The sequence below is a fragment of the Abditibacteriota bacterium genome (genome assembly GCA_017552965.1).
Lineage (GTDB): Bacteria > Armatimonadota > UBA5829 > UBA5829 > UBA5829 > RGIG7931.
In genome coordinates this window covers 1-24,727 of the sequence record JAFZNQ010000132.1, presented here as the reverse complement: position 1 = coordinate 24,727, position 24,727 = coordinate 1, and the positions used below count along the sequence as shown (strand labels likewise).

Here is a 24,727-nt window from a genome sequence, read left to right as displayed (position 1 = left end):
CACTGCTCTACCAACTGAGCTACCGCGCCATAGGGTGGCGGGGATGACGAGGCTCGAACTCGCGACCTTCGGCGTGACAGGCCGACGCTCTAACCAGCTGAGCTACACCCCCGCATTGGTGGGCGGAGAGGGGCTCGAACCCCCGACATCCTGCTTGTAAGGCAAGCGCTCTCCCGGCTGAGCTATCCGCCCGGGCGTTGACAAGACTATTATAACAGATATAACAGACGGTGTCAAGGGAGAGGGAAATTATTTCGGGGCTGTCCCTCCGCAAACGGTCTCCGACCTTCTATATTATATCACTATCCTCCGCCCGTGTCAATAGCATCTGCAAAAAACCCGCATTTCTTCCCCGGGGCGGGCTTTTCACGAGGCGGCCCGTGTGATATAATAGATATGATTTTCTTTTGCAGAGGAGCTGTGAATGACCTGTAAAATATGTATCTGGACGGTAATAGTCATGCTGATATCCGCAGGCGTCCTGGCGGCAGACGCGACAGAGCTCAACAAATTTGCCGCCGACCAGATGTTCCCCGTGGGCAAGGCCCCCTCTCCCGCCTACTGCCTCACCCTGCTGGAGGACTTTTCCCAGGGCTGCACCAAGATAGGCTATCACTGCCAGGGGCGCCCTGCCCGGCTGGCCAATGAGGAATACACCCGGGGCATAGGGGTCAACGCCCCCAGCCGCATACGGGTATCCCTGGAAAAGCCCGTGGTCAGGCTCACGGGCAAATACGGCCTGGACAGCGGCACGGTGGGCACCATAGCCTCCGTCACCTTTGGGGTGGAGGCGGAGGGCAAGACCCTGCTGGAGACCCCGGTCATCAAGGCCGACAACAAGAGCTACGACCTGGACGTGGCCCTGCCCCGCTGCCGGGAGTTCGAGCTGGTGGTGGGCGACGCCGGGGACGGACCCTCCTTTGACCAGGGAGACTGGTGCGACCTCTTCGTCACCTACGAGGACGGCACCGGAGATTACATCAATGACATCTGCTCCGTGCCACGCATGGAGGGAGCGCCTTTTTCCTTTGAATACGGCGGCAGGCCCTCCTCCGAATTCATAGACGGCTGGGACTACTCCGTCAGTGAAAAGACCCTGGAGGACCGCATCCTCAGGACCTGCCTGTGGACCGATCCCGACACGGGTCTGGAGATAAAGGCGGTGGTAAACATATACACCCGGGCCCCCGGCATAGACTGGACCTTTTATCTGTCCAACACGGGCAGGACCGATACGCCCCTCATCTCCGGCTTCCGGGCCATGGACGTGACGGTGTCGGCCTCTTCCTGCGACCGTTCCGACGTGAAATACGCCAACCCCACCTACATAGAGCCCGCCAGCTTTTCCAAGGGCACCGCTCCCGTCCTTTACAGACTGAAGGGCACCCGGGGCGCCCAGCTCTTCAATCAGGAAGACTTTATGCCCATGACGGCTTCTCTGGAGGAGGCCCGGCCCGTGGTGTTCGGCTCCACCGACGCCTATTCCTCCGCCGGTGACGCCTTCCCCTTCTACACCGTGACCTACAGCGGCGGCGGCATGATCACCGCCGTGGGCTGGACCGGCCAGTGGGAGTCCTCGGTGGAATACACCCCCGCCGGCGCAGTCCGCACCGCGACCGGCATGAAGACTCTGAACACGGTGCTCTATCCCGGCGAGACCATCAGGACCCCCCGGGTGCTCCTGTGCTTCTACAGCGGCAGCGACAGAGACAGAGGCGCCAACCTCTTCAGGCAGACCATGCTCCGCTACGTGTGCCCCAAGGCTCCCGACGGCTCCCTGCAGCTGCCTCCCATGGCTCACATGACCAGCTGCCAGCATCAGGACAACCGCACCACCGCAGAGATAGAAAAGGAATACATCGACACCATCGGCCGGCACGGCCTGGCTCTGGACACCTACTGGCTGGACGCCTGGTGGCACAAGGGCGGCTTCCCCGCCGGTCTGGGCAACTACGTCTATCCCATGGAAACGGCCATAGATATGGAGCGGTTCCCCGAGGGCGTCAAAGGCATAGGGGCCTACGCCAAAGAGAGAGGTCTGAAGTTCCTGTGCTGGTTCGCCCCCGAGACCCTGTCCGAGGGCTCCAAGCTTGCCCAGGCCCATCCCGAATGGATGCTGCCCGCAGGCGCCCCCTCCGGCAACTTCAATCTGGGGGATCCCGACGCTCTCAGATACATCACCGAATACATGGACCGGTGCATCAAGGAGTGGCAGATAGATATCTGGCGCACTGATATAGGCTACACTCTGGGCGGCATCAAAAAGATGGAGCAGAGCACCCCGGACCGCATCGGCATACTGGAAATACGGCAGGTGGAGGGGCTCTACGCCCTGTGGGACGCTCTCCGCAGGAACAACCCGGGCCTGCTGATAGACAACTGCTGCGGCGGCGGCTCCCGCATAGACCTGGAGACCAGCAGCCGATCCATCTCACTGTGGAGGACCGACTGCGGCGTGTGGGCCGGCGGCTCCCGCAACCTGAAGGGCATGGCCATGCTGAACCAGGACAACAATATCTGTCTCAATCAGTACGTCCCCTTCTCCCAGTGCGCCACTCTGGGCAACAGCCCCTACTACATGCGCAGCGGCTTCAACGGCGGCATGACCATGGACGACGACAACCGGGCCCCCGAGTATGACAACAAGGCCCTGAAGGCGGGCATAGACGAGGCCCAAAGGCTCCGCAAATACTGGACCGGAGACTTTTATCCCCTGGTGTTCATGTCCAACAGCTTCCGGGACTGGTGCGCCTATCAGTATGACAGGCCGGAGGAAGGCGACGGCATGGCTCTGGTGTTCCGCCGGGACGACAGCCCCATCCTGTCGGTGGAGCTGTCCCTCAAGGGCATAGACCCCCGGGCCACCTACCGGGTGGACCTGTACGGCGAGAGCTACAAAAAGGCCCGGACCGTCACCCTGAAGGGCAGGGACCTGATGAAGTATCCCGTCACCATCAAGGAGGCTCCCGGCTCCGCCCTGATAGAATATCAAAAGATCAAATAAAACAGCGCCCGCGGCTTTTGCCGCGGGCTTGCTTTCTTTTGCCGATCCTGTTTATTCTCTGGGCCTCGGCAGCATTTCATACTCTATGAGCAGGCTCCCAGGCTGCTCGTCCACTATACAGTCCAGCCGGAGCAGGTCCTCCCTGCGGCCCGCCCCTTTATGCTAAAGCCTGCTTAGTTCTTCCGTCAGCCGGGCCATATCGCTGACCCTGACTATATTGTAGCCGGCCACGGAGGCCTCCAGAGTGTCGTGTATGGGCCCGGTCCAGCTCTCCGGGATGGCCTTGCCTCCCAGCATTATGCCTATTATGCTGCCCGCCGTGGCTCCGTTGGAGTCCGTGTCAAAGCCGGGCAGCACGCTGCAAGCCACGGTCCGGGAAAAGTCCCCTTCGCCCCACAGGAGGGCGGCGGCGATGATCTCAGCATTGGACAGGGTATGGCACCAGTGGTGCATAAGGTTTTCGTTCCAGCGGGAGGCAAAGCCCTCCGCCTGTTCCTCAAAGGACAAGCCCCTGTCATAGCGGGACACGGTCTCCCGGACGGCTCTCGCCAGACGGCTCTTTTCCGGTATCACCCCGAGGCCTGCGCGTATGACCTCCTTAGGGTCGTCGGCGGCAAAGGCCGCCGCCATCATGGCCGCCGCCCACATCTCGCCGTAGATGCCGTTCTTGACGTGGCTCATGCAGGCGTCCCGCCAGGCGTATTCCGCGGCCTGCCCCGGCCTGCCGGGAGACACCCAGCCCCAGAGGTCGGCCCGGATCTGGGCTCCCACCCATTCCCTGTAGGGATTTCTGAAGGAGGCGCTGGCGGGAGGCTCCACCATGTTGCACAGATTTCTGTAGGCCACCCTTTCCGCGGTGCATATGGTCCCGAAGGGCAGGCAGCTCATCCAGGTGGAGGCCACGTCCTCGGGGGTGAAGCCTTTGCCGTGGTTTTTGAAGCAGACCATATTCACCACCGGATACGTGAGGTCGTCGTCGTGAATGGCCATTTCCATATGCTCATGGCAGATACTGTCGGTCCAGTCGGGGATGCCGCACTCCCTGATGAGCTCCCGGTCCACCCCTCTGTAGCTGATATAGTGGGCGGGAGGATAGTTGCCGGTCTCCCTGAGATACCTCTCTATCATCCGTTTCCGGCGGCCCTCAAAGGGCTTGCCGAAGGTGCAGCCGGCTATCCTGCCCAGCCAGGCCCCCAGGAATTTGTCCGAGAGAGCCTCCCCTTCCGGGACGGGCATGTCGGGAGCCCCCTGGGCCAACAGCTGTATCTCTTTGAGGTCCGAGGGCTCCTGCAGCTCCGGGTCCGCGCAGGGGAGAACGGCGGTCTTGTCCAGCAGTTCCCCGGCGGCCTTCTGGGCCTCGGGAGAATACATATCGGTCTTTTCCAGCCGGTCAAACTCCACCTTGAGGGAGGATATATCCTTGCCCTCGTCCAGACACTGCTGCCTCTCCACTGCGATATCTCCGCAGTCGATCCAGGCCCAGATGTTTCTCTGCATCCAGCTCTTTTTCATGGCTCTAATCCTCCATTTCAAACCTGGATATGGTGATATATATACCTCCCGACGCGGGTCTCTTGCGTCCGGAGCACACCAATTCCAGGGTATGCTCGCCCTCTTCCGCTGCTACAAAGCAGCTGACGGGTCCCCCTCCCGACTCGGTATAGCAGTCCATCTCTCCCACTTTTTTGCCGTCCAGTATGACGTCCGCTATGCCGCAGTTAGGCTGGCCCAGGGTCCGGAGGGTGACTCCCCTGCCCGTATAGGAGAACCGGCAGGTCTGGCCTTCGTAAGAGGCAGTATTCCAGCTGCCGAAGTCGATCCAGCCCTCGTCATACTCCGCGTTTCTCCAGCTATAAGACAGCATGCGGGCCGCCTTGTCCAGATAGATGAAATACTGCTCACCCTCCCGGAAGAGATAAAAGGGCTTGATGGTAATGTTCCTGTCGCCGGCGTATTCCCAGGTCAGGAGCTCTTGCTCGCAGGGGATGAAGTCCTCCCCCACCCGGTCCGGGTCTATGACCAGGGCCGGATTGCCCTCGTCCTCTATGGCTCTCACCGCCATTACGGTGGGCCCCAGGGTTATGGCGTAGGGATTGGACTTGTCATCATACATATACTTTGCTTCCATGGCCATGGGGAGCCTGATCTCCAGCTTGTCGCCGGGGGACCAAAGCCTTTCCACAGTCCCCCAGCCCTTCCGGACGTAGTATCTGCCGGCAGTGCCGTTGACCCGGACCTCCGCGGGAGCGGCCAGCCACCCGGGCAGGCGGAACCTGAAGGCAAAATAGGTCTTTTTGGCAGGGTCTATCTCATATTTCAGGGTGTCCGAGGCGGGGAAATCCGCCAGCTGTCTCACGGACACCTCCGTGTCCTTCACTGTCAGCCGGGCGGCGCTCTCAAAGAACTGGGCGGCGTATATACCGGCGTTATCCCGGAAATATATCAGGTCGTGGTATTCCGCTATGGCCTGAGGCCTGGTGCCGGAGCAGCAGGTCCACGCCACGTCGTGATTGTATCTCTTGCGGGCCCCGGAGGTGCGGTATTCGGAGTAATAAAAGGCCTTGCCCGTGCCGCCGGAGGGCAGAGAGGCGTAGGTGCCGTTGACGATCAGCTTTTCCACCCAGTCGGCGTATTTGGCCTCGCCGGTCAGACACGTCAGGTATTTGCACAGCTTGAAGGCCGCCCAGGAGCCGCACATGGTCTCAAAGCTGTCGTATCTGTTCCGCAGCTTGCTGATGGTGGTCTCTCTGTCCTGCAGGTTCTCCATGGCTCCGAAGCCGCCGGTGGCGCAGCACTGCTCCTTTTGCATGTACTCGTATGCCGCCTTCAGTATGTCCAGATATTTCCTGTCCCCCTTGACTATATAGGCCATGGCGGCGCTGTTGAAGGTGTTCACGTGGCTGTAGGCGTGATGCCAGGGGTTATGGGCATACATGGCTTTCAGGTCGCCGGCGAGTATCTCGTTCCAGTAATCCGGGTATTCCCAGACCTCCGCGTATCTGCGATAGTCCTGGTCGCCCGTACAGAGCCAAGCCCTGTAGAGGTTTTCGCTCTGGGTGTACCATTCGCCGGTGAACTCGCCCACGGTATCGCAGTATTCTCTGGTCTCGGGAATATGCTGCTTTTCCCAGAGAGTGATCTTTTTCAGATATTCCAGAGCCCTGGGCTCCCCGCAGTACTGGTAAATATCCAGCAGGCCCCCCAGCATCTTTTCGTAGATATAGGTGCACAGCTGCGGGTTTCTTCTGTCGAAGAAAAAGCCGTCCTCCTCTATGGTCTCAGCCCACCCGTCCATAAGACTGACGGCCTTGTCTCTGTATTTTTCGTCCCCTGTGACGGCATACATTTTGGCGTAGCCCGCCAGATACTGGCCGAAGGGTGAATGGCCTATATACACTCCGCCCATATCCCGTCCCGGGGCGGGCATGGAGGCCCGCTCCCTGTAGGGCTTCAGCAGGTCGTTGTTGTTGAGGCCGTAATAATAATCAGCCGTCTCTTCGAACTGCCGGGCCAGGATGCCCCTCAGCTCCGTCTGGGAATACTCCAGGGGCTCTATGGCATATTTGACAGCCCTTTCGGGCAGACCGGCGCTGTCGGCAAGGGCCGGCCCGGAACAGGCCGCTATGCCGGCCAGGGCAATAAGGGCCAGCAGACAGACACAATGGTTTACAGATACATACATTTCGGACTCCTTGGTCTATTTGCGGGATCAATCATCGACACAGCTGATCCCGGTCACCTTCTATTTGCAGACCACCTTAGCAAAATTCACGTATTTCCATGCCGAAGCCGGGTTCTTGTCATCGGAGACTATGAGCCTGATCCGATGCCTGCCGTCACCCAGCCCGGATATCTCCCGGGACGTAAGGGTATGGCGCTGAGGGTTGTATTCGTCTATGGTCCCTACCACCTTACCGTCCGATTCCACCTGCAGCATCCCCGCGTCATCGTAGCCCAGAAACTCCACGCTGAAGGCATCCCCTTCCAGATCAAATATCAGGCAGCTGCCGGGAGTTTCGGAGGTCACCCATTCAGAGTAAACGCTCCATGCTCCCTTTCGTCTCACCTGCGAATAGTCCGCCGACTTGGTTTTGCCGCCCAGCCGGACAAGAGGCTTATGCTTCTCCGGTATCCACACCTTCATGGCGCCGGGCTCCCTGTTGTCCCAAGCGCAATAGGGCACAAAGGTCAGCTCGCATTCCTCCGGGTTTTCAGAGCCGGTATAGTTTTCACCCCGGGCCCTGATTATCGGATATCTGTCAAAGAGCGCCCTGTCGGTCTTTACGGCGCCGCCTTTTTTGACGACCAGATCGTCCAGACTGCCGTTGTCGGTCTCCTCCAGGCAATACACAAAGGGGCCGCAGCTCACGCACAGCTTGTCCCTGTTTTCCTCCACCTGTCTGGGAGCCGTGTTGAATATGATCTCCATGGGCAGCTCCAGCAATATCTCGGTCTCGCCGCTGTGCTCGATGGGCATATAGCCGCTCTCTGCCTTTTTCACCTTTGTCTCGGCGCCGTTCACCGTCAACCGAGGCGTGGAGCACCAGGAGGGTATCCTGATCCGGACCACGGCATCCGGGCCCGTGACCCGTATCTTCACCCGGCTGTCAAAGGGATAGTCGGTTTCCTGAATGATCCGGTTGGCCCCTGCGGCAGCCCGGCTGTCTATAAACTGGTGCACGTAGATGTTCTGCTTGTCTCCGCCGTCGGCGGAATAGATGTATTCGCCTATATTGGCGTAGAGTCTGGCTATATTGGGAGGACAGCAGCTGCAGCCAAACCAGCCGCTGCGGTGGTGGCTGCCGGCAGTTTCCAGAGGATTCACATAAAAATACTTGGCTCCGTCCTGAGACATGGCTGCCATCAGGGCGTTGTAGAGGGTGCGCTCTATCTTGTCCGCGTATTCGGCCCGGGGCTCCGAGTTGAGCAGCCTCTGGGTCCAGAATATAAAGGCTATGGAGGCGCAGGACTCGCAATAGGCCCTTTCATTGGGCAGATAATACGGCTTCTCCGAATAGCCCTCGGTGCTGGGGTCGGAGCCCACGCCGCCGGTGATATACTGCTTTTTCTCCGTCACGTCCTTCCAAATCTCCCGGCTGGCAAAGAGGAGCTCCTTGTCGTCGTTGATCCTGCCCACGTCGGTCATACCGCAGTAGAGGTAGCCGGCCCGGACAGCATGGCCCAGGGCTTCTCTCTGCTCTCTCACGGGCAGATGTGCCTGGGCATAGTGATAGGTGTTGAGAGGCGTGTCCACATAGATCTTGTTGAACTCGGCGTCCGCCTCTGCCTCATAGTCCCAATAGTGGGGCTGAGTGCCCCGGGCGGTGAGGAAATAGTCGGCCAGCCGGAGATACCGCTTGTTGCCGGTGACCTCATAGAAACGCACCAGAGCCAGCTCTATCTCCTCATGTCCGGGATATCCGTGGAGCTTGCCGTCCTCCGGGCCGAACACAGAGTCTATGTAGTCGGCATAGCGGCAGATGCACTTGAGCAGTCTGTCCTTGCCGGTGGCTTCAAAATAGGCTGCCGCCGCTTCCATCAGTGTGCCGGCGCAATACAGCTCATGTCTCCAGCGCAGGTTGCGCCAGCGGTTTTCCGGCTCTATGAAAGTGAAATAGGAGTTGATATACCCGTCGGGCCGCTGCAGCTTTTCTATGCCCTCCACGATCTCGTCGATCTGTTGTTCAAAGACCGGGTTCGGCTCCTTTGCCAGCACGTAGGACGCTGCCTCTATCCACTTGGCCACGTCGCTGTCCCAGAAAATATGGGGCTCCCCCGTCTTTTTGGCGATCTCCTTTTCCTCGGGAGTGAGAGTCTCCTTTCCGTTCCACAGTCCCGACACGGCCTCCAGCCGGCGGGAGTCCCTGAGCATATCGTACTGATGAGGGATAGATATATCCCTATTGAGAGCCTGGAGCTCTGCCCACAGTCCCCCTGTCACGTCAACGTCTTGTAGTCTGATCCTTTCCATTTTGCACCATCCCGGCGCCGCCAGCAGCAGCGCCATGAAAATATAAATGATTTTTTGCATATATTTATCCCCCTGTTCTCCGGGTTTATCCGACATTTCATACTCCACCGCGAGGCTCCCCGGCTGCCCGTCCACTATACAGTCAAGGCTGCGGCCGCCCCGAAATACAGGGCAGGCGCCTGTTCCGGTCGCCTTCATACACCACAAAGGCAAGACCCGGCTGCTTCACGTTGCCGGGACACTGTGTCCGGCGCACCTTTTCCATAGCTTTGTTTAACACCGGGAACAGGATAGCGGCAGATATGCCGATAATGGCTATCATCACCAAAAGCTCGATATGAGTAAGACCATTTTTCATATCTCGCTCCTCGTGGATCGTACGGCTTACAGTATTATTGTACCGCCGCGATTTTTTTTAACACATTAATATAATACAAAATTTTATGTAATATTCGGTAAGCTGCTCCTGTCTGCAAAAACCCCGGTTTTCCCGGCAGCGCCCGGGGACTGCTTCCTTTTTTTACATCTTTTGCCCCTTTTCTTCCATGTTTGCGCCGCTGTATCGGTGTTACAATATATGTGAATACAACCAGTCTGAGATCAAATGGCCGACGGAAACGCTGCTCCGGCAGGTTCCGCCTTCGTCAGAGGCTTTGCCGAATTTTACCGGCTGCGCTCCGGCCGGCTTATTTGCGAGACCCGGGGAAAAGCGGTTCCCAAACCGCAGAGCCACGGGATATTATTACCGTTATCGCCATGCGGACAGGCGCCGGACTGTCCGCTGTTATGTCATGTACCACCGATTCGATCTTCATGCCGAAAGGACAATAGAAGGCGCTGGACGCTGCTATTTCAAGACTCCGGCGGGTCATCCCGACCGGATCCTGCCCTTTCACTGTTTAGCCTATATTGAAAAGGGCGAAATGGGCATAGGTCAGGAAGATGAGAGCTTTCTCGTCAGGGAAAATCAGCTCCTCATCCTTCAGTCCGCGCTGCATCACTACCCGGTATCCAGCTGCGCTCCCGGCACCAAGACCATATACGTCCATTTTTATCCGGTGGCGGGAGACCTGGTCTCTGCCCGGCAGACGAAAGGCTTTCTCCCTTCTCTGGTGGACTGCTCCCAGAGCCCCCGCATCAAAACGATCTTTGACGACATCACCTTTTTTGCGGTCACTCCCTGTCTCAACAAAAACGTCATTCTGTCCTCCCTGTGCCGGCTGCTTTTGAGCTGCCTGTACGAAGTCGTCTATCCCACCCCCACCTCCGACCCGGTGGTGCTGGCGGCCGTCAGCGACATCATGCGGAGCCCCGGCAGATTCCTCACTGAAGAAGAGCTGGCCGACATAGCGGGCGTCTCCGTGCGGACCCTGCGCAAACACTTTACAGCCTGCTTCGGCATGACCCCCAGAGCCTGGCAGATGGAGCAAAAGCTCATGGACATCTCCTCCACGTTGCTGTCCCACACCAATATCACTCTCCGGGAGCTGGCCGACAACTACGGATTTTGCGACGAGTTTTACCTCAGCCGCTGCTTCAAGGCCCGGTTCGGCACGTCTCCCGGCCGGTTCCGCAAGAACAATCTCCGCTGAGCCTGCGGCTGCCGGTCTGCCGCAAAATAAGCCGGGCCCGGATTGCCGAAATTCGCATATTTTTGCCTCTTTCCCTATGTCAATTATCCGGCCATGATGATAGAATAACATTGAAGTAAAACAACACGGAGGCTGATATGACAGACGGCAAGCTGAAAATAGCGCTGGCAGGGCTGGGCTTCGGCGGAGCCTTTGCCGAAATATACAAGTGCCACCCCCTGGTGGGCGAGATAAGGGTGTTTGACCCGGACCGGGCCAAGGAACAGTGGTTCCGGGACAATCTGGGCATAGAGGCCGGCTATGGGTCCTTTGAAGACATCCTGGCCGACGACACGGTGGACGCGGTCCATCTGGTGACCCCCATCCCCCTCCACGGCCGGCAGTCCGTGGCGGTCCTTGACTCGGGCAAGCACTGCGCCTGCACGGTGCCCATGGGCGTCACTCTTGAGGAGCTGCGCCTGATCACCGAGGCCCGGCGCAAGAGCGGCAAAAACTACATGATGATGGAGACCACCCTCTACACCTACCAGTTCATGTACGTGCAGAAGATGCTCTCTTCCGGAGAGCTGGGCCGCATACAGTTTATGAAGGGCACCCACTATCAGGACATGGAAAACTGGCCCCCTTACTGGGACGGGCTTCCCCCCATGCACTACGGCACCCACGCCATAGCCCCCATGGTGGCCCTGTCCGGCTCCCGCATAGCCCGGGTCCACGCCTTTGGCAGCGGCACCATGAGAGAGGAGCTGGTCAAAAACTACGGCAACCCCTTCCCGGTGGAGACCGCCATTTTCGCCTTTGAAAACGGCCTGAAGGGAGAGGCCACCCGGTCCCTCTTCGAGACCGCCCGCATGTATCAGGAGGGCATGTTCGTATTCGGCTCCAAAAAGAGCTTTGAGTGGGGCTTCACCGACAATTCGGACCCCATCATCACCACCCTTCAGCCCCGCACCGACAACCGGGGCTGCGACACGGTGATGGAGACTGTGAAGATGCCCAACGACTACAGCGACCTGCCCGAGGAGCTGTGGCGCTTCACAGTGGGCGCCAACTACGACCCCCTGAGGCCTCAGGAATCCCTGAAGGAAGGGGCCGGCGCCGGCCACCACGGCTCCCACTCCCATCTGGTGAACGAGTTCGTCATGAGCATCGTGGAGGGCCGCAAGCCCTGGATAGACGAGGTCCTGGGGGCCAACATCACCGCCGCGGGCATCTGCGCCCATCTGTCCGCCCTGCGGGACGGCGCAGAGGTCACCGTACCGGTGTTTTAGTTAGTTGCAGACAGGCCTTCGGGCCTGTCTTCCCCTTGTTATGCTGTACAGATACGATCTCAACGCCGAGAGGACCATAGAAAGCTGCGGGCACTGCTATTTCAAAGACCGGACGATGCACCCGGAACGGGTGCTGCCCTGCCATGACCTGATCTATCTGACGGAAGGAGAATGGGGCATCGGCATGGAGAGGCAGCAGTACCTGTTGAAAAAGGACCGGGTGCTCATTCTCAACGCGGGCCTGCGCCACTATCCCGTCACCCCCTGCTCTCCCCGCGCAAAGACTATATTCCTGCACATATATCCCGCCGCCGGCGACGGTCCCGCCGACCGTGACGGCGCGGGCTGCATACCTTCTCTGACGGACTGCTCGCAGAATCCCCGCATAAAAAGGCTCTTTGAGGACCTGGTGCTTTTTGCCGACAACCCGGGGCCGGAGAGCCGCGTTATCACTTCCTCCATGTGCAGGCTGCTCCTGTGCCACCTGTCCCTGATGTCCTTTCCCACCACCGATTCGGACCCGGTCCTGTATATCGTGGTAAAAAGCATCAAGGAGACTCCCCAGCATTTTTTTACCGAGGAAGAGCTTTCGGAGATGGCGGGGGTATCGGTAAAGACCCTGAGGAATCGTTTTCGGAACAGGTTCGGCATGACCCCCAGAGCCTGGCAGATGGAGCAAAAGCTCAGCCTGGTGAGCGCCGCTCTCGTCACTCACGGCAATATCCCCCTGAAGGCCCTGGCCGACAACTACGGCTTTTGCGACGAGTTTTATCTCAGCCACTGCTTCAGGGCCCGCTTCGGGATGCCCCCGGGAGAGTATCGGAAGAAAAATCTGCGTTAGGCGGACGAAAAGGGCCCCCAAAAGGGGGCTCTCTCTATGCGTCAGCAAAGAATACCCCGAGATACGCTGCCGGCCGCGCAGGTCATATGCGGCCCTCCCGGGGGTCCGGTCTGTCCGCGCAAAAAAAAAGGAGGCAAAAAGCCTCCGTTTTTTTTGCGTTTATAATTCTGTGTCGTAGGAGCCGGGTCCGTTGTTGACGCCGGTCTTGGGGTCGGGATGTCCTATCCAGTGAGCGTCTCCGCTGGGAGCGAATTCTCTCAGGATGCAGGATTTGGTGTGTCCGTCCAGGAAGCAGACGTTGTATCTGGAATCAATAGCAGAGTCCTTGGCCTCGTGCAGGGAAACGAACTCGTGTATGACCACCAGCTGGGCGGGCCTGTCAAAAAAGCTGGCCTTGTAGGGCTTTTTGGCTCCGTAGGGGCCCCAGGGGAAGTAGGCAGCGCCTGCAAGCTGCAGCTTGTAGTGATAGCTGGTGATGTTGCATTCCAGCTCCCAGCAGTCGTTTTCCGTGGCTTCGTTGGGGTCGCTGGGGCAGAAGAAGAGCTTGCCGTTCTTCACGTAGGGGCTCAGCTGGGCTCTGTAAGAATACACCTTGCACCAGTCCAGAAGCTTCTGGGCGATGCCCGTGGTGATCCTCCAGTGGCCATCGTAGCCTTCGGTGCAGTCGCCGTTGTCGCCATAGACAGCCACGGCGGCGGGGGTATTGACGGGCAGGCACTGGTTCCAGTCGGACTCATACATCACAAAGGCAAGACCTATCTGCTTCATGTTGCTGAGACACTGTGTCTGGCGCGCTTTTTCCATGGCGTTGTTGAACACCGGGAACAGGATAGCGGCCAGAATAGCGATGATGGCTATGACCACCAAAAGTTCGATAAGCGTAAAACCTTTTTTCATGGTTTCCTCCTAAAAACAACTTGCTTACACCTTCATTATACTTCTCCTTTTTACCATCAAACATATGGAAAATGCGGCATTGTATGTAAATATCGGCAAGTTTGTCCGGGCAAAGATCTTCCTGTCTTCACTGCCCGCAGGGAAAAGATTACCCGTCACAGCGTTTTTTCACTTTATCCCCCGGTTTGCCGTGTCCGGAGCCCCCAATGATGATACAATATAATTGAGCTTGCCAAAAAGAGGGCCCGCGCCCCGCCGGTCGTATGGTGACAGCCGCTCGGCTGCGTCCCGGCGTCCCCCGCGCGGGCAGGCAAAGCCGTCACTCCGAAAGGAAGCGGACAGCGGGGGGCCTGTCCGCCGTCAGAGCTATGTATCATATATTCAATCTGTCCGCCGAAAGGATCGTGGAAGGCTGCGGACGCTGCTTCTTCAAGACTCCGGCCGGTCATCCCGACAGGATCCTGCCCTTTCACGGTATATTTTACACGGAAAGCGGCGAAATGAGCGTGGGGCAGGACCGGGAGACCTATTCCGTCAGCGAAAACCGGCTGCTGATCCTTCACGCGGGGCTGCATCACTATCCCGTGGCCGACTGCGCCTACGGCACCAAGACCATATACGTCCATTTTTATCCGGTGGCGGGAGACCGGGTCTCTGCCCGGCAGACGGAAGGCTCCCTGCCGTCTCTGGTGGATTGCTCGTCGGCGCCCCGCATCAAAAAGCTGTTTGAGGACATCAACTTCTATGCCGCCGCCCCCGGATACAACAACAACATCATCCTGTCCTCCCTGTGCAGGGTGCTATTGTGCGATATATACAACCTGGTATGCCCCACGGCCCTTTCCGACCCGGTGGTGACTGTGGCGGTAAGCGACATCATGCGGAGCCCGGACAGGTTTTTGTCCGAGGAGGAGCTGGCGGACATGGCGGGAGTATCCGTGAGGACCCTGAGGAAACGCTTTCAAATGAACTTCGGCCGGACCCCCAGAGCCTATCAGATGGAGAGAAAGCTCCAGGACATATCCTCCACTTTGCTGTCCCACAGCAACATCACCCTCCGGGAGCTGGCGGAAAACTACGGCTTTTGCGACGAATTCTATCTCAGCCGCTGCTTCAAGGAGCGCTTCGGCCTGCCTCCCGGCGAATACCGGAAGAAAAACCTGCGTTAGACCGGCCGGACAGGCCGGCCCGGGGAAACAAACAATACCGCGAGACCACACGAAAAAGGAGACCTGCCATATGAAGGCCATTCTGTGTATCATACTTGTCCTTGCCGCCCTGCCCTCTCTGGCCGGGGCTTATCTGCCGGAGCCGGACCGGGTCATCAGGGCTGTCATCTGCGACGGGCAGGACCACGAGGACCTGCTCATGGCCCGGGTGCTCCAGGGCGTCATCAACAAAACGAGGCCCCGGGTCTATCTGGACAGCGAGTCCTTCCCGGTGGAAGGGACCGACCTGGCAGCGCTGCGGCGGGATATTCTGGTGAAATACGGCGGGGTCACCCTCCAAACGGTCAAGCCGGAGGGCTCCGTGTTCCTGTATCTCTTCGACGAATACCGTGAGGAATTCACCCGCCTCTACGTCTATTCCACCCGGGCCAACCTCTCGGACACCTTCAACGTGGCCGCCACTCTGGCGGGGCTCAATTCCGGCGCCGCCGTGACGGAGGACATGCTCCGCAGGCTGAGGGCAGCAGGCTGCAGCCTGCCCGCCACGGACATATGCGAATACTGCGGCTTCGGACAGCAGGACACCTCCGTCACCATCAACCGGTGGATCGGGGAGCATCTGGTACCGCTGTGCCGCAAGGACATGGTCTTTTGCCTCCATCCCGAGGGCAGAGACGGGGGCAGAGTGTTTTTCCCCACCTGCTACGACCTGCCGGTGGCTCTGGGAGCCGCCGTCTATTCGGTGAACGCCCGCTACCGGGCCTCCCGGGAGGCGCAGAAGGCCATCCTGGACCAATATTCCCCCAATATCCCCGTCATAGGCTGGGACAGCTGGAGGCGGGAGCACCACTACGTCTCTGCCCTGTCCTCCGCCGGCAAGCTGTGCGCCTGCATCGACTGGAACTATGACAACGGCTCTGTGTGGGCCTCCTTTCCCGAGTTTGCCGCCCCGGAAGAGCCGGCCGCCCCGGCCGCCCCCGAGCCTTCGGAGGATGCTGTCCGTATCGCCTTTATGGTCAGCGACGGAGACGCCTGGCACTACTGCATGAAGGAATTCATGGCCAGCTGGCAGGGCAAAGAGAGAGGCTCGGTGGATATCTGCTGGACCGTGCCCTCCCTGTTTACCCGGTTCAACCCTCTGTTCCTGCGTTATATTTACGACACCCGCACCCCCCGGGACCTGTTTGCCCAGGGGCCCTCGGGCATGGGCTACGTGTATGCCTCCCTGTTTCCCCCGGAATACCTGGAGGACTTTCTCGCAGGGACCAGGAAAGCCATGGCCGGGGCAGGCCTGCGCTATCTCAACTACTGGGACCTGAGCGACCACAACGCCATGACCGGCGCCCGGGAGGACCTGCAGGACCTGTTTGCCCAAGGCTCCGGAGCGGAGCTCCTGATGCTGGGCCATTCCTCCCACGAGGGCGCATACAGAGCGGGAAAAGGCGCGCCCCTCATAGAGGAATGGGGCAACTTTGAGGGAGCGGGCACCAAGACCGCCGAAGACATCCTGCAGGCTGTGGACGCTGCCCGGGACAAGGGCCGCCGCCTGATCCTCATCAACGTGGAAGCCTGGGGCGAAAGGCTCCCCTCGGTCACAGGGGCCCTGAAGCTCCTGGCTGAAAGGCCCGACGGAGACCGCTATCGGGTGATATCCGTCCGGGAAATGGCCGGGCTCATAAAAAATGACCCGGACCGCCGGTGAGAGCCTGTCTTTTTCGGCCCACGGGTGATATAATAATATAGATACATTTTTAACACGGAGATCACCGACATGGCAATGACAAGCCGAGAGCGTATGCTCACCGCTCTCTCTAACGGCCGGCCCGACAGGCTCCCCTGCCAGGTCCACGGCTGGATGGAATATTATCTGCGAACATACCTGGGGGACATGGACTGGTACCACGCCTTTGAACGCTTTGGCATGGACTACGCCATCTACGTCAGCCCCGCCTGGCAGTTCGACCCTGCAGATCAGGCAAAATGGGTGTGCGACCGCAAGACAGACTACGACAAGCGCTGCTGGGAGGAGACCATCACCACCCCCGAAGGCACCCTGTTCCACAAGGGGGAATGGAACGAGTTCACCCCCTGGGAAACGGAAGACCTGGTCAAGAACGACAGAGACTTTGAGCTGTGGGACAAATACTGCCCCGTGCCCGTGAGCTGCGACATGAGCCACATGTTCGCCGCCAGAGACAGACTGGGCGACAAGGGCATCATCCGCTGCCACCCCTGCAACATGGCGGGACAGGGCAGCCCCTGGCAGGCCCTGTGCATCCTCATGGGCACCGAGCCCGCCATCATGGCGGCCATGGACGACCCCGACTTTGTCCATCACGCCCTGGACAGGATACTCCAAAAGACCCTGCGGACCGCAGAGCTCATGCAGGGAGTGCCCGCAGACATGATAGAGACGGGAGGCGGCGCCGGCTCCGACACGGTCATCAGCCCCCGGATGTTCAAAGAGTTTTGCCTGCCCTATGACAAGGTGCAGCACAAGGCCTTTGAGGACCTGGGCCTCAGGATAGTCTATCACCTGTGCGGCGGCGTCATGCACATGCTGGAGCTGGTGACGCAAAACGGCGCCCACGGGCTGGAGACCATGACCCCCGCCTCCATGGGAGGCAACTGCGACCTGCGGGAAGCCAGCCGGCTGGTGGGCGACAAGCTCTTTTTCATCGGCGGCTTTGACCAGAACGCCGGCTTTGAAAAGGGCACCCCCGACACGGCCCGCAGGCTGGTGCGGGAATGCTTTGAGGCCACCCGGGACCACGCCGGCTATATCATAGCCCCCTCCGACCACTTCTTCTTCGGAGACCCGGAGAACCTGCAGGCATTTGCGGACGAAGCCCGCAAATGCGTGTATTAGCGCCGACCCTTTTAGGGACCTGACCGCTCCCCGCTGCGCTGCGCGGGGAGCGTTTTGCTGTCTCTCCCGCCGCCCCGGCCCGTCCGCGCCCCCGGCGCGGGGTTGTGTCCCCGGCGGTCGCGGAAGCGACCGACGGGGACATAGCGTCAATTGCAGCGGCAGGCGCTGTGCGCCTGCCGCTGCGCTCCCTCCGGGACCCCAAATATTTTTTCTCTTTTTTCCGATGGTTTATTGACACCGGCCGGGCCGTGTGTTATAATTTATAAAAAGCTTTTATAAAATCGGTTTACTAAGGAGTATCATCATGCTTGCCGGTTTCGGAAAAGAAATCATCAATCCCCCGGTGGGTGCCGAGCTCTCCGGCTACGGCTATTACCGCGAGAGGAGAAACACGGGCGTCATGGACAACCTCTACGCCAGATGCCTGTATGTGGAAAAGGACGGCTTGGCGGCCGCCGCCGTGTCCTGCGACCTGCTGGGGCTGACCGGGGAGGTGTGCTCCCGGGTGAGAGACTTTGCCTCCTCCATAGGCATCCCTCCCGAACGCCTGATGCTGTGCGCCACCCACACCCACACTGGCCCCGCCGTGGCTCATCTGGAAGGTCTGGGCGTGGTGGATCCCCGCTACGTGGCGGAGCTGCCCGACATGATCATCTCGGCCATCAAAAAGGCCGTGGCGGACAAGGCGGAGGTCACGGACATGCAGTCCTCCGACACCCCCATCGAGCCTGTGGGCTTCAACAGGGCTCTGCCGGGCGGGCCTCATGACAACCGGGTCCGGGGGGTCCTCATAGGCCGGGCTTCCCGCCCCATCGCCCTGCTGAGCTACGCCTGCCACCCGGTGACTCTGGGTCCCCGGGACAAGTTTTCGCCGGACTATCCCGGCGAGGTCTGCAAGGTGTGCGAGGAGCAGGGCATGGAGGCCGTGTTCTTCACGGGCATCTGCGGCGACGTGGACCCGGTCAACAACCTGATCGAATGGGGCAGCGGCACCAAGGAGACCATCAGGGAATACGGCGAGAGGATATTTGCGGGCTTTGAAAAGGGCCTGGCCCCCTGCCCCGCCGACTTTGCCGCCGCATATTTCCCCACGGAGCTGCCCGTGGTTCCTATGACCCCCGAAGAGGCGGAGGCCTGTCTGGACAAGGCCGGCCATGAGCAGGTGGCCGCATTCTGGATGGACCATATCCGCAGCATACAGCCGACCCCGGACAGCGAAAGGATCGAAGTGAGAGCCTTCCGCCTGGGCGACCTCATCATAGCCTCCATTCCCTACGAAGGCTTTACGGTCATAGGCGACCTGCTGAGGGAGGCCTGGCCCAAGGCCTTCGTGGCCGGCTGCGCCGACGCGATACTGGGCTACCTGCCCGCCCGGGAGGACTGGGACTGCGGCTGCTACGCCGCCATAGGCTCCGTGTTCTTCTACGGCAGGCAGATATTCCAAAAAGGCGCGGCGGAGCAGCTGGGAGCGCTGCTGAGGGACCGCCTGCCCGGAGAGCTGGCATGATGGGACAGACTCAGATACGCATCAGAAATCTGCTGAAGATATACCAGATGCTCTTCAGGGGCCCTCTGACCAGACACACGCTCATGGAATGCTCGGGGCTCAGCCTTATGAGCGTCACCAATCTGACCAACAAGCTGCTGCGCAGCGACGTGGTGGAGCTGACGGACACGGACAAGCCCGAAAACAAATTCGGCCGCAGGGCGGAGGCCGTGGCCCTGAAGACCGAGGAGCCCGTCTGGGTGGTGCTGGACCTGCGGAGCAGCATGCCCTCCTACACCCTGTTCACCGCAGACAGGAGAAACTACAGCTCCAGGTCCATAGAAGGGGCCGACTACGGCAAGGGCTTCGAGGGGCTCCTCAAGCAGATAGGCGACCTGAAAAGGCAATACGCCCTCAGGGGAGCCGCCGCCATCACTCCGGGCCCCTACGACCCGGATAAGGACAGGGTCAACAATATCCGCATACCCCTGCTGAACGAGATACCCCTCCGGGAGACCCTGTGCGCCGCTCTGGGAGTGGACTGCTATATAGAGGAAGACGTCAAGCTGTCCGCCACGGCCTGCGCCGAGCACTACACCGAGGCCGACAGTCTCTACTACCTCTTTGTAGGCGACGGCGTGGGCGGCGCCTTTGTCAACAGCGGCAGCCTGGTCAGCGGCCTGAACTCCCTGGCCGGCGACCCGGGACAGCTCCCCTGCGGCGGCGACACCTTTGAAAACCTGCTGAACACGGCGGCCTGGCGGGAAGCCCTGAAGACCATGACCGAGGATGAGGTCATAGCCCGCAACGCCCGTATCGCAAAGAGCCTGATAGACATCATCATAGGCATACTGGACCCCCATGCCATCATCATCGACTGCGTCTATCTCGACAAAGAGACCGGCCGCAGGTTCGTGGGAGAGACCAGGAGCCTGCTCAGCTACGCGGGCTGGCGCAAGCTGCCCTACATCAGCGCTCCCGACTTTTCGGAACAGGTGGCCTTTCTCGGAGCCATCAAGAACATGGAACAGCGTTGGATCACACGCTTGGTAAACACAAAATAATACAGGAGACACACATGACAACACCGGCTATTTTGGGAGGCTCTCCCGTCCTGGAGACTCTTCCGGACTACATCGCGTGGCCCAGACCCACAAAAGAGATAGAAGAGGCGCTGCTGCGCACCCTTGCCTCCGGCAACTGGGGCACCCTGAGCGGCGAAAACGCCAGGTTCGCAGAAGAATGGGCCCGCTACACCGGCGCCGCCTGCGCCCTGCCCGTCCTCAACGGCACCATCGCCATCGAGATGGCGGTCCGGGGGCTGGGCATAGGCCGCGGGGACGAGGTGATCACCACCCCCTACACCTTCTCGGCCACAGTCCATTCCATAGTCAACGCAGGCGCCATGCCCGTGTTTGCGGACATAGACCCCGACACCTTTTGCATCGACCCGGCTTCGGTGGAGACCCTCATCACCCCGGCCACCAAAGCCGTCATAGGCGTCCATCTGGGCGGCAGGCCCTTTGACGCCGACGCCCTGCGCAGCATATGCCAAAAGCGCGGCATATACCTCATCGAAGACTGCGCCCACGCCCACGGCTCGCAGTGGAAGGGCGTCAGGACCGGCGCCATCGGAGACGCCGGGTGCTTCAGCTTTCAGGCCAGCAAAAACATCTCGGCCGGCGAAGGCGGAGCCGTCACCACCAGCCACAGGGACCTCTACGAAAGGATGTGGAGCATGCACCACAACGGCAGAGCCTACGGCCGTCTGACCTACGACCATCCCGTCCTCTCCACCGACGCCAGGCTGGCCGACTGGCAGTGCGCGGTCCTCACCGCCCAGCTGCCTTATCTGGACGGCCAGATCACGACCCGCATGGAAACGGCCGCCCTGCTGGACAAGGCCTTTGCGGACATCCCCTTCCTGGAGCCCCTGAAAAAGGACCCGAGGATAGAGCGCAATTCCTATCACCTGTACTGCTTCCGCTACAAGCCGGAGGGCCTCGGAGGGCTCTCGAGAAGCGCCTTTATCAATGCTCTCGCGGCGGAAAACGTGTGCCTGCCCGGAGAGGGCTACGCGGAGCCCATATACGAGATGGCCATGCTCTACACCGAGGATTACACCAAGCTGACGGGCGCCCGCTTCCAAAAGCCCCATCTGCCCGCCAACGACCTGATAGCCCACACCGAGGGCTGCTGGCTGTATCACAGCTCCCTGCTGGGAGGTCCCAAGGGGGCCGAAGCCATTCTGGAGGCCATAGACAAGATAGCAGCCCACTCGGACGAACTGAAAGAAAAGGAGGCCCACAATGAGTAAGCTGGCCATTCACGGCGGAACGCCGGTATTCAAGGGGACTTTTCCCTCCTGGCCCTACTGGAACGACGAAGAAAAACACAATCTGCTGCGGGCTCTGTCCGCGGGACAATGGGGCACTCTGGGCGCCGAAGCCCTGACCTTTGCCAATGAGTTTGCCGCCTACATCGGCACCAAGCACGCGGTCTGTGTCAACACGGGCACCCAGGCTCTGGAGATGATGCTCCGGGGCTGCGGCATAGGCTACGGGGACGACGTGATCACCACTCCCTACACCTTCTCGGCCACCGTGTCCTCCATCGCCTGGTGCGGAGCCATGCCCGTCATGGCGGACATAGACCCCGACACGGGCAACATAGACCCCGACTCGCTGGAGGGCTGCTGCACCCCGGCCACCAAGGCCATCCTGCTGGTGCACGTAGCCGGCCGCCCCTGCGACATGGACGCCATCAACGCCTTTGCCAAAAAGAAGGGCATACTGGTGCTGGAAGACTCCGCCCACGCTCACGGCTCCCAGTGGAAGGGAGTCCGGTGCGGACATCTCGGCGACGCCTCAGCCTTCAGCTTTCAGGGCAGCAAGGCCATCACCGGCGGCGAGGGTGGCTGCGTGACCACCGACAGCGACGCCATCTACGCCAAGGTGTGGGAATACCACAATTCCGGCCGGGCCGCCGACGGCTCCACGGTCATGGGCACCAACGCCAGAATGGCCGAATGGGAGGCCTCCATACTGAGAGCCCAGCTCCCCAGGCTGGAGGAGCAGTGCGCCCTGCGCCAGAAGAACGCCGCATACGTCTCCTCCCGCATAGAGGGACTGCCCGGCATCACCCTGCCCCGCAAGGACCCCAGGATCACCCTGTGGAACGGCTACATGTACACCTTCAGGGCCGCCAGACGGGACGAATTCGTGGAGGCGCTGAACGCCGAAGGCATCCCCTGCAGCAAGGGCTATCCCTCCCTAGAGGACATGGGCATGCTGCGGGAGCCCTATTTTGAAAAGCACACAGGCAGAAAGTATCAAAGGTCCGCCTGCCAGAAAGGCACGAACATCCTGACAAAGGAAGCGGTATGGATCCCCGCCCCCATCCTCATGGGCGGAGACGAGGAAACCGCCTGCATAGCCGAAGCCATCGCCAAGGTGGCGAAGGAAATACACTGACAAAGAGAGCGGCCGGGCCCTGTCCCGGCCGCTCTTGTGTTGACTTACGGGGGCCGTTTTTAGTATAATAGAGAATGGTATATAGCAGACCTATGGTCTTTTGTATTGTATTATTTCATTCAAGGAGAACTATGTATGGAAATCAGAAACAAAGCTGCCCTTGACTGGGTCGATCAGATGATCGAGCTTTGTACGCCTGACCAGGTCGTCTGGTGCGACGGCTCCGAAGAGGAAAAAAACAAGCTGCAGGACAAAGCTGTTGAGACCGGAGTCCTGGAAAGATTAAATCAGGACAAGCTGCCCGGCTGCTACCTCCACAGGACCGACCCCAACGACGTGGCGCGCACGGAAAAGCTGACCTTTATCTGCACCCGCAGAAAGGAAGACGCCGGCCCCACCAACAACTGGATGGACCCCCAGAGAGCCTACGCCGAGACCGGAGCCAACTTTGTGGGCTCCTTCAAAGGCAGGACCATGTACGTGGTGCCCTTTATCATGGGCCCCTCCGGCAGCCCCTTCTCCAAGGTGGGCATCGAGATCACCGACAGCATCTACGTGGTCCTCAACATGAGGATCATGACCAGAATGGGCCAGGTAGCCATTGATCAGCTGGGTGAGGACGGCGAGTTCACCAAGTGTCTGCACTGCACGGGCGACCTCTCCATCGAAAAGAGACGCATCCTGCATTTCCCCGAAGACAACACCATCTGGAGCTTTGCTTCCGGCTACGGCGGCAACGTGCTCCTGGGCAAGAAGTGCCTGGCTCTGAGGATAGCCTCCTGGCTGGCCAGAGAAGAAGGCTGGATGGCCGAGCATATGCTCATACTGGGCCTCACGGACAAGAAGGGCGACAAGACCTACATCGCCGCCGCCTTCCCCTCCGCCTGCGGCAAGACCAACCTGGCTATGCTCATCCCGCCCGAGTCCTTCCCCGGCTACAAGGTGGAGACCCTGGGCGACGATATCGCCTGGATCCGCAAGGGAGCCGACGGCCGCTTCTACGCTCTGAACCCCGAGTCGGGCTTCTTTGGCGTGGCCCCCGGCACCAGCAAGAAATCCAACCCCAACGCTCTGGCTACCACCCGCAGCAACACCATCTTTACCAACGTGGTCAAGACCGATGACGGCTGCGTATGGTGGGAAGGCATGGGCAAGGACACCACTCCCAAGCACGGCATAGACTGGCTGGGCAACGAATGGACTCCCGAATCCGGCGAAAAGGGCGCTCATCCCAATTCACGCTTTACCGCTCCCGCAGCCCAGTGCCCCTGCATCTCCCCCGACTGGGAGAAGCCCGAGGGCGTGCCTCTTTCGGCCATCCTGTTCGGCGGCAGACGCGCCAAGCTGGCCCCGCTGGTCTTCCAGAGCTTTGACTGGAACCACGGCACCTTCCTGGGCGCCACCATGGCCTCCGAGACCACGGCCGCCGCTACCGGCGCTGTGGGCGTAGTGCGGAGAGACCCCATGGCCATGCTGCCCTTCTGCGGCTACGACATGGCCGACTATTTCGGTCACTGGATCGAGATGGCCAAGGACAACCCCAACGCCCCCAAGATATTCCACGTCAACTGGTTCCGCCAGGACGATGAGGGCAACTTCCTGTGGCCCGGCTTCGGCGACAACCTGAGAGTGCTGGACTGGATAGTCCGCCGCTGCAAGGGCGAAGCCAACGCCAAAAAGACTGCCATAGGCTACATCCCCAACCCCGAGGATCTGAACGTGGAAGGCCTGGACATCAGCCGCGAGACCCTCGAAGAGATACTGTCCGTGGACAAGGCCGCCTGGAAGGCCGAGCTGCCCGGCATGGAAGAGTTTTTCGCCAAGTTCGGCGACAAGCTCCCCAAGGAGATCAGAGCCGAGATAGAAGGCCTGAAGCAGAGACTGGACGAATAGCATCTGAATATGAGCCCCCGGAAGGGGGCTTTTTTTTCGTCCGGTGAATTATACTATTAAGTGCAACAGGTAATAATGAGATAGAAGTTCATACGAAATTCGTGTAGAATGAAGTTGCTTGACTACAAAACTACGGAGGAAAATCGTATGAACTATAAACATCTTACCATAGAAGAGAGGTGTTGTATACGGAAATATCTCTTAGAGGGGCTAAGTTTACGAAAAATTGCGCTATTAATTGGAAGAAGCGCTAGCACTGTT

Annotated in this window: 18 protein-coding genes and 2 tRNA genes; 13 read left to right on the top strand and 7 right to left on the bottom strand. The window is 59.7% G+C overall.

Annotation, left to right across the window (positions count from 1 at the left end):
• Nucleotides 1-35 precede the first annotated feature (35 nt).
• Nucleotides 36-112 (bottom strand) — tRNA-Asp (locus IK083_10840).
• A 4-nt stretch (nucleotides 113-116) separates the two neighbouring features.
• Nucleotides 117-192: transfer RNA gene (locus IK083_10835), tRNA-Val, on the bottom strand.
• A 232-nt stretch (nucleotides 193-424) separates the two neighbouring features.
• On the opposite strand from IK083_10835, the gene IK083_10830 reads away from it, so the two are divergent.
• A complete protein-coding gene (locus IK083_10830) occupies nucleotides 425-3,004 on the top strand; it encodes an alpha-galactosidase (GenBank protein MBR4750048.1) in 2,580 nt (859 codons plus the stop codon).
• A gap of 162 nt (nucleotides 3,005-3,166) precedes the next feature.
• Here IK083_10830 and IK083_10825 read toward each other — a convergent pair whose 3' ends face one another.
• From IK083_10825 to IK083_10810, 4 genes are all read right to left on the bottom strand, one after another.
• Nucleotides 3,167-4,516 (bottom strand): ADP-ribosylglycohydrolase family protein, encoded by a 1,350-nt coding sequence (locus IK083_10825; GenBank protein ID MBR4750047.1) that lies wholly within the window; start codon nucleotides 4,514-4,516, stop codon nucleotides 3,167-3,169.
• Nucleotides 4,517-4,520: 4 nt separating this feature from the next.
• The gene (locus IK083_10820) at nucleotides 4,521-6,686 is read right to left on the bottom strand and encodes a glycoside hydrolase family 127 protein (protein MBR4750046.1); all 2,166 of its coding nucleotides are present in this window, start codon (nucleotides 6,684-6,686) and stop codon (nucleotides 4,521-4,523) included.
• 60 nt (nucleotides 6,687-6,746) lie between these two features.
• On the bottom strand, nucleotides 6,747-9,035 hold the full coding sequence (locus IK083_10815; protein ID MBR4750045.1) for a glycoside hydrolase family 127 protein: 2,289 nt from the start codon (nucleotides 9,033-9,035) through the stop codon (nucleotides 6,747-6,749).
• A gap of 82 nt (nucleotides 9,036-9,117) precedes the next feature.
• Complete coding sequence (locus IK083_10810) at nucleotides 9,118-9,333, bottom strand: hypothetical protein (GenBank protein MBR4750044.1); 216 nt, start codon at nucleotides 9,331-9,333, stop codon at nucleotides 9,118-9,120.
• Between the two features lie 433 nt (nucleotides 9,334-9,766).
• On the opposite strand from IK083_10810, the gene IK083_10805 reads away from it, so the two are divergent.
• From IK083_10805 to IK083_10795, 3 genes are all read left to right on the top strand, one after another.
• The gene (locus tag IK083_10805) at nucleotides 9,767-10,567 is read left to right on the top strand and encodes a helix-turn-helix transcriptional regulator (protein MBR4750043.1); all 801 of its coding nucleotides are present in this window, start codon (nucleotides 9,767-9,769) and stop codon (nucleotides 10,565-10,567) included.
• A gap of 137 nt (nucleotides 10,568-10,704) precedes the next feature.
• A complete protein-coding gene (locus IK083_10800) occupies nucleotides 10,705-11,838 on the top strand; it encodes a Gfo/Idh/MocA family oxidoreductase (protein MBR4750042.1) in 1,134 nt (377 codons plus the stop codon).
• 40 nt (nucleotides 11,839-11,878) lie between these two features.
• Nucleotides 11,879-12,679: a helix-turn-helix transcriptional regulator gene (locus IK083_10795; protein MBR4750041.1), complete on the top strand. Its 801-nt coding sequence runs from the start codon at nucleotides 11,879-11,881 to the stop codon at nucleotides 12,677-12,679.
• Between the two features lie 159 nt (nucleotides 12,680-12,838).
• Here the strand turns inward: IK083_10795 and IK083_10790 are convergent, their stop codons facing one another.
• Entirely contained in the window at nucleotides 12,839-13,576 is a 738-nt protein-coding gene (locus IK083_10790) for a DUF1559 domain-containing protein (protein ID MBR4750040.1), read from the bottom strand.
• A 368-nt stretch (nucleotides 13,577-13,944) separates the two neighbouring features.
• Here IK083_10790 and IK083_10785 point away from each other — a divergent pair, with 368 nt between their 5' ends.
• From IK083_10785 to IK083_10745, 9 genes are all read left to right on the top strand, one after another.
• Nucleotides 13,945-14,745, top strand: coding sequence for a helix-turn-helix transcriptional regulator (locus IK083_10785; GenBank protein MBR4750039.1), 801 nt, complete (start codon nucleotides 13,945-13,947; stop codon nucleotides 14,743-14,745).
• Nucleotides 14,746-14,815: 70 nt separating this feature from the next.
• Complete coding sequence (locus tag IK083_10780; GenBank protein ID MBR4750038.1) at nucleotides 14,816-16,447, top strand: hypothetical protein; 1,632 nt, start codon at nucleotides 14,816-14,818, stop codon at nucleotides 16,445-16,447.
• Between the two features lie 69 nt (nucleotides 16,448-16,516).
• On the top strand, nucleotides 16,517-17,614 hold the full coding sequence (locus IK083_10775) for a hypothetical protein (protein MBR4750037.1): 1,098 nt from the start codon (nucleotides 16,517-16,519) through the stop codon (nucleotides 17,612-17,614).
• A 304-nt stretch (nucleotides 17,615-17,918) separates the two neighbouring features.
• A complete protein-coding gene (locus IK083_10770) occupies nucleotides 17,919-19,121 on the top strand; it encodes a hypothetical protein (GenBank protein ID MBR4750036.1) in 1,203 nt (400 codons plus the stop codon).
• Entirely contained in the window at nucleotides 19,118-20,164 is a 1,047-nt protein-coding gene (locus tag IK083_10765) for an ROK family protein (protein ID MBR4750035.1), read from the top strand. Before IK083_10770 ends, IK083_10765 begins: the two co-directional genes overlap by 4 nt.
• Before the next feature lie 14 nt (nucleotides 20,165-20,178).
• Complete coding sequence (locus tag IK083_10760; GenBank protein ID MBR4750034.1) at nucleotides 20,179-21,417, top strand: DegT/DnrJ/EryC1/StrS family aminotransferase; 1,239 nt, start codon at nucleotides 20,179-20,181, stop codon at nucleotides 21,415-21,417.
• Nucleotides 21,410-22,573: a DegT/DnrJ/EryC1/StrS family aminotransferase gene (locus IK083_10755; protein ID MBR4750033.1), complete on the top strand. Its 1,164-nt coding sequence runs from the start codon at nucleotides 21,410-21,412 to the stop codon at nucleotides 22,571-22,573. Before IK083_10760 ends, IK083_10755 begins: the two co-directional genes overlap by 8 nt.
• A 135-nt stretch (nucleotides 22,574-22,708) precedes the next feature.
• Nucleotides 22,709-24,466 (top strand): phosphoenolpyruvate carboxykinase (GTP), encoded by a 1,758-nt coding sequence (locus IK083_10750; protein ID MBR4750032.1) that lies wholly within the window; start codon nucleotides 22,709-22,711, stop codon nucleotides 24,464-24,466.
• Nucleotides 24,467-24,613: 147 nt separating this feature from the next.
• Nucleotides 24,614-24,727 (top strand): helix-turn-helix domain-containing protein (locus IK083_10745; GenBank protein ID MBR4750031.1); only part of this gene is annotated, 114 nt, incomplete at its 3' end.

What these genes read in the sequence shown, in the direction of transcription:
- IK083_10765 (MBR4750035.1), top strand. Translation starts at nt 19,118, where the DNA reads ATGATGGGACAGACTCAGATACGCATCAGAAATCTGCTGAAGATATAC.
- IK083_10830 (MBR4750048.1), top strand. Translation starts at nt 425, where the DNA reads ATGACCTGTAAAATATGTATCTGGACGGTAATAGTCATGCTGATATCC.
- IK083_10770 (MBR4750036.1), top strand. Translation starts at nt 17,919, where the DNA reads ATGCTTGCCGGTTTCGGAAAAGAAATCATCAATCCCCCGGTGGGTGCC.
- IK083_10810 (MBR4750044.1), bottom strand. Translation starts at nt 9,333, where the DNA reads ATGAAAAATGGTCTTACTCATATCGAGCTTTTGGTGATGATAGCCATT.
- IK083_10815 (MBR4750045.1), bottom strand. Translation starts at nt 9,035, where the DNA reads ATGCAAAAAATCATTTATATTTTCATGGCGCTGCTGCTGGCGGCGCCG.
- IK083_10805 (MBR4750043.1), top strand. Translation starts at nt 9,767, where the DNA reads ATGTACCACCGATTCGATCTTCATGCCGAAAGGACAATAGAAGGCGCT.
- IK083_10755 (MBR4750033.1), top strand. Translation starts at nt 21,410, where the DNA reads ATGAGTAAGCTGGCCATTCACGGCGGAACGCCGGTATTCAAGGGGACT.
- IK083_10785 (MBR4750039.1), top strand. Translation starts at nt 13,945, where the DNA reads ATGTATCATATATTCAATCTGTCCGCCGAAAGGATCGTGGAAGGCTGC.
- IK083_10775 (MBR4750037.1), top strand. Translation starts at nt 16,517, where the DNA reads ATGGCAATGACAAGCCGAGAGCGTATGCTCACCGCTCTCTCTAACGGC.
- IK083_10790 (MBR4750040.1), bottom strand. Translation starts at nt 13,576, where the DNA reads ATGAAAAAAGGTTTTACGCTTATCGAACTTTTGGTGGTCATAGCCATC.
- IK083_10800 (MBR4750042.1), top strand. Translation starts at nt 10,705, where the DNA reads ATGACAGACGGCAAGCTGAAAATAGCGCTGGCAGGGCTGGGCTTCGGC.
- IK083_10820 (MBR4750046.1), bottom strand. Translation starts at nt 6,686, where the DNA reads ATGTATGTATCTGTAAACCATTGTGTCTGTCTGCTGGCCCTTATTGCC.
- IK083_10750 (MBR4750032.1), top strand. Translation starts at nt 22,709, where the DNA reads ATGGAAATCAGAAACAAAGCTGCCCTTGACTGGGTCGATCAGATGATC.
- IK083_10760 (MBR4750034.1), top strand. Translation starts at nt 20,179, where the DNA reads ATGACAACACCGGCTATTTTGGGAGGCTCTCCCGTCCTGGAGACTCTT.
- IK083_10780 (MBR4750038.1), top strand. Translation starts at nt 14,816, where the DNA reads ATGAAGGCCATTCTGTGTATCATACTTGTCCTTGCCGCCCTGCCCTCT.
- IK083_10795 (MBR4750041.1), top strand. Translation starts at nt 11,879, where the DNA reads ATGCTGTACAGATACGATCTCAACGCCGAGAGGACCATAGAAAGCTGC.
- IK083_10825 (MBR4750047.1), bottom strand. Translation starts at nt 4,516, where the DNA reads ATGAAAAAGAGCTGGATGCAGAGAAACATCTGGGCCTGGATCGACTGC.